This window comes from Stenotrophomonas sp. B1-1, assembly GCF_010894375.1.
Classification (GTDB): domain Bacteria; phylum Pseudomonadota; class Gammaproteobacteria; order Xanthomonadales; family Xanthomonadaceae; genus Stenotrophomonas.
In genome coordinates this window covers 1-4,587 of the sequence record NZ_JAAIUZ010000044.1, presented here as the reverse complement: position 1 = coordinate 4,587, position 4,587 = coordinate 1, and the positions used below count along the sequence as shown (strand labels likewise).

6 protein-coding genes are annotated in these 4,587 nt (G+C 65.5%); all 6 read left to right on the top strand.

Translation table 11 applies throughout. The features are described from left to right. On the top strand, positions 1-1,071 hold a 1,071-nt coding region (locus G4G00_RS21555; RefSeq protein WP_205515591.1), incomplete at its 5' end, for a phage tail protein. A 9-nt stretch (positions 1,072-1,080) separates the two neighbouring features. Beyond that, positions 1,081-1,647 (top strand): hypothetical protein, encoded by a 567-nt coding sequence (locus tag G4G00_RS21550; RefSeq protein ID WP_164276560.1) that lies wholly within the window; start codon positions 1,081-1,083, stop codon positions 1,645-1,647. A 279-nt stretch (positions 1,648-1,926) separates the two neighbouring features. After that, positions 1,927-2,364, top strand: a complete 438-nt coding sequence (locus tag G4G00_RS21545) for a hypothetical protein (protein WP_164276557.1) — start codon at positions 1,927-1,929, stop codon at positions 2,362-2,364. A gap of 302 nt (positions 2,365-2,666) precedes the next feature. After that, a complete protein-coding gene (locus G4G00_RS21540; RefSeq protein WP_164276554.1) occupies positions 2,667-3,215 on the top strand; it encodes a phage baseplate assembly protein V in 549 nt (182 codons plus the stop codon). Then, the gene (locus G4G00_RS21535; RefSeq protein ID WP_164276551.1) at positions 3,212-3,562 is read left to right on the top strand and encodes a GPW/gp25 family protein; all 351 of its coding nucleotides are present in this window, start codon (positions 3,212-3,214) and stop codon (positions 3,560-3,562) included. The genes G4G00_RS21540 and G4G00_RS21535 overlap by 4 nt, the downstream gene beginning before the upstream one ends. A gap of 15 nt (positions 3,563-3,577) precedes the next feature. Next, the coding region (locus G4G00_RS21530) for a phage tail sheath subtilisin-like domain-containing protein (RefSeq protein ID WP_164276548.1) at positions 3,578-4,587 on the top strand (1,010 nt) is incomplete at its 3' end.

Sequence of the window (4,587 nt, the reverse complement as noted above, 5' to 3'; positions counted from 1 at the left end):
ATGCTGGCTGCCGATATGGTCCTGACCGATGTGGAGGCCACCAGCATCGCCTTTGGCAGCACCGAGTTTCTCAATCCACCGGCCACCACCACCGAAATGGGCGTGGTGGAGTTGGCCACCTCGGCCGAGGCGATCGCCGGCAGCGATGCGCAGCGAGCCATCACGCCAACGGCAATGCGTGCTGCGCTCGATGATCGACTGGGCAAGGGTGCTCCCAATGCACTGACCAAACAGCTACTGGCCGCCGCCACCCAGGCCGCCCTGCGTGCCCTGCTCGAGCTCAAGGGCGCCGCTCTGAAGGACGAAGGCGATGGCAACGACCTGGACGCTGATCTGCTCGATGGCCAGCACGGGGCGTTCTACCTGGACTGGGCCAACATGACCGGCGTACCGGCCAGCACGCACATCCCGGGCCAGGTGTTTGCCTTTGCCGGTGCCACCGCCCCGGCCGGCACCCTGCCGTGCAATGGCGCTGCAGTCAGCCGCCAGACCTATGCTGCGCTGTTTGCCGCCATCGGCACCCGCTATGGCGACGGCGATGGCGCCAGCACCTTCAATGTGCCCAACCTGATCGAGGGCACCGTGCCGGTGCACCAAAGCGATCAGAGCCAAATCGGCACCGCTACCGACGGCGAGGTCATCGGTCACACCCATGAGGCCAGCACGGCCGGTGCCGGTGGCCACGGGCATAGTGCCAGCTCCAGCGGCGTGGGCGATCACGTCCATGGCAGCTGGACCGACGGCCAGGGCTCGCACAACCATCACGTCAACGATCCCGGTCATGCCCATACCTGGGTCGGACCCAATGCCGGCGGCGGCAGCGGCGGCTGGTCCGCTGCGGGTATCACCTCGCCCAGCCACGTCGGAACCAGCGCGTCGGGAACCGGCATCTGGCTCAACGACGGCGGTCACCATTCCCACAACGTGGGCATGAACGGGGCGGGCAGCCATGCCCATGAGATCTACATCGCCGCCACCGGCGACCACACCCATGCCACTACCGTCACCGCCACCGGCGGCCAACGCAATCTGCCGGCCGGCGTCGGTATGCTCTATTGCATCGTCTACTGAGGACGCCCTATGGATACCCCTGCCCACCGCTACGGCCACAGCGTTGACCTGGCCACCGGCGCCTACCTGCGCCCGGTACGTCTATTCCCTTCTGCCGATGGCACCTGGCCGCTGCCGGAGAACGTGGTGGCCTTTGCGCCCACCGTCGAGCCAGGCCCATACCAGTGGCTGCGCCTGGATGCTGCGCGGCAGGCGTGGGAGCTCGTGCCGGACTATCGCGGCGCCATGCTGTGGGACACCGGCACGGCCACGCCGCTGCCCAACCGCTTGCAGCTGGGTGACGACCTGCCGGAAGGGCTGACGGTGCTGCCGCCGCTGACCATCGAGCCAGGCGCGCCGCTGCGCAACGTGTGGAACGCGCAGGCCCAGGCCTGGGAGCTGATCCCTGACTACAGTGGCCGTCCGCTGTGGCACAAGGCCGATGGCAGTGTTGCATCGCCGCTGCCGCCGGGCGAGCCGTTGCCTGATGAGCTCACCGACATGCGCCCACCCGCAGACGTGGAAGCGCCTGTGCGCTTTGTTGAGCCGGAAGGCTGGATCCAGATCGCGCGGCCCTCAGGCCAGTCGGTCGTTTGACGATCGCACCCTCCGGGCTGCCAGGAAGGGGGGAATGAGCAAACCCGGAGGGTGCGGACCGGCTCAGGCACCCTCGAACCTGAGCAATCGACGAGCCAGATGAGCACCTGGCAGGGCCACTGTCTGCTCCCGCCGATCACGCGCCCGTGAATTGAGCCGGTCTTCATAACTGATGGGCTGAACCGAGTAATCTGCAACCACTCGGTAATCGAATGCATTCGATGCCTCGCCCTGTTTTCCATTAGCAGACTTGGTTCTCTCCAACAGAAGAGGTCATCTATGCACATCGGTAACGCCATCTGGCACATCGCTAAGACCTACCTGTGCAGCAGCAGCTACAGCGCCACCAAACTGGGCTCGGGTAGTGCCTGGCACCGGCCCTTTTGCCAGAATCTGGTCGCTGCCAAAAACGAGAAAGCGAAAGCAGCGCTTCTCGGAGCAAATGCCCAGATTCCGGCCATTGAGGCCCGCCTGGCGACTATGAACTCGGCCGAGAAGCTGGTAATCCGTAAAATAGAAAACCAGGACAAGGTTGGCCTGCAACTTCTGCGGAAGCAAAACCCCGCATATGAAGCAGCTTATATCACTGTATCTGCCGCTCACCTGCCCAGCAAACTCCACTTGGCTCGCCTGGAATCTCAAATCCCCAAGTTGGAGGCCTCGTGCCAACGTTACGGCAGCTATCTCGCCGAGCTCGCCCGGATGCAGCGATCCTGACCAATACGACGTTGCCGCTCCTATGTCATTGCCTTCGCTAGCACAGCGGTGACCGATCTCCAGTCCTGCCTCGACGGGGGAGAAGAGGCAGGATCTGGAGGACCGATCAGCTTAGGCACCCTACGTGACCTGAGCTCCCTCATCGCGCCAGTTCGCCCACTGACAGCCCTAACTTCGGCGCAATCCGATCACGCACGCCTGAACGAGTGCGGTCATCACGCACCGTTGTCGTGCACATGTAGGGCGCCGCTCTACACGGCCCACTCCGTGCGCGCGCGAGTGGCGTGCGGCACCGTAAGCGCATGGATTCGCGCCTGCCCCAACAACTCAACAACCTCCTGCGCGAGGGCTCGATCAGCCAGGTCGATCACGCCTCGGCGCGTTGTCGCGTGCGCAGTGGCCAGGTACATACGGACCTGATCCCCTGGCTCACGCCTGCCGCCGGTAGCGTGCGTGTGTGGGGCCCGCCCTCCATCGGCGAGCAGGTGCTGTTGCTGTGCGTGGATGGCGATCTAGCCAATGCCATCGCCTTGCGCGGGCTGTTCTGCGATGCGTTCCCGGCACCGTCCAGCAGTCCCGATCTGACCCTGGTCCAGTTCGCCGACGGCGCCACCGTAGCCTACGACAGTGCCGCCCATTCGCTGGCCGCCACCCTGCCAACCGGCGGCACCGTGTCTATCGTTGCCGATGGCGGCGTGCGCATCACCGGCCCGGTCACCATCACAGGCAGTGTGACCGTGTCCGGCTCGGTCGAGGCCGGTGCCGACGTCGTGGCTAGTGGCGTCAGCCTGGTGGGCCACACCCACCCGGGCGTCCAGCCCGGCAGCGGTAACACCGGAGCCCCGCAATGAGCGGCATGAACGCCAGCACCGGCCGCGCCATCGCCGGCACTGCACACCTGATGCAGTCCATTGCCGACATTCTGACCACCCCGCTCGGCTCGCGCATCCAGCGGCGCGACTACGGCTCATTGCTGCCGGACCTGATCGACCAGCCCTTCAACGAGCGCACGCGCCTGCAGCTGTTTGGCGCCATCGCCACCGCCTTGATGCGCTGGGAGAGCCGGATCCGGCTGACTCGGATCGCCCTGACGCCGGCTGGCGCGCCGGGCGCCTTCGTGCTCGAGCTGGACTACCGACCCAGCGATGGCCGGCCGGCCACCTCGCTCACCGTCCCCCTGCGTTTCCCCACCCTCTAGCCACAGGAGCCCTCCATGGCCCAGGATTACCACCACGGCGTGCGCGTGGTTGAACTCAACGGCGGAATTCGCCCCATCCGTACCGTGGCCACGGCCATCGTCGGTGTGGTGTGTACCGCCCCCGACGCCGATGAGGCCACCTTCCCGCTGGACACCCCGGTGCTGCTGACCGATGTGCGCGGCGCCATTGGCAAAGCCGGCACCACCGGCACTCTGGCCGGCGTACTGACGGCGGTCGCCGACCAGTCCAACCCGGTCACCGTGGTGGTGCGGGTCGAAGAAGGCGAAGACAGTGACGCCACCACCAGCAATGTCATCGGCACGGTGGTCGAGGGTCGCTACACGGGCCTGCAGGCGCTGCTGGTGGCCGAGAGCAAGCTGGGCGTGAAGCCGCGCATTCTGGGCGCGCCGGGCCTGGACCCTAAGCCGGTGACCGCCGCCCTGGCCTCGATCTGCAAGAAGCTACGCGCCATTGCCTACGTGGGCGTGGGTGAGGCCAAAACCGTGGCCGAGATCCTGACCTACCGAAAGGAATTTGGCGATCGCGAGCTGATGATGATCTGGCCCGATTTCCTAGCCTGGGACACCACCACCAACGCTCCAGCCATCAGCTACGCCACCGCACGGGCGATCGGACTGCGCGCCCTGATCGATCAGCAGACCGGCTGGCACAAGACCCTGTCCAATGTGCCGGTGCAGGGCGTCACCGGCATCAGTGCCGATGTCACCTGGGACCTGCAGGATCCGCAGACCGATGCCGGCCTGCTCAATGCCAATGACATCACCACACTGATCAACAGCCGCGGCTATCGCTTCTGGGGCTGCCGCACGCTCAGTGATGATCCGCTGTTTGCGTTCGAGTCAGCCACCCGTACCGCGCAGATTCTGGCCGACACCATCGCCGAAGCGCAGCTGCAGTACATCGACCTGCCCATGCACCCGACCCTGGTCAAAGACATGATCGAGTCGATCAATGCCAAGTTCCGCGAGCTCAAGGCCGGCGGTTACATCATCGACGCCACCGC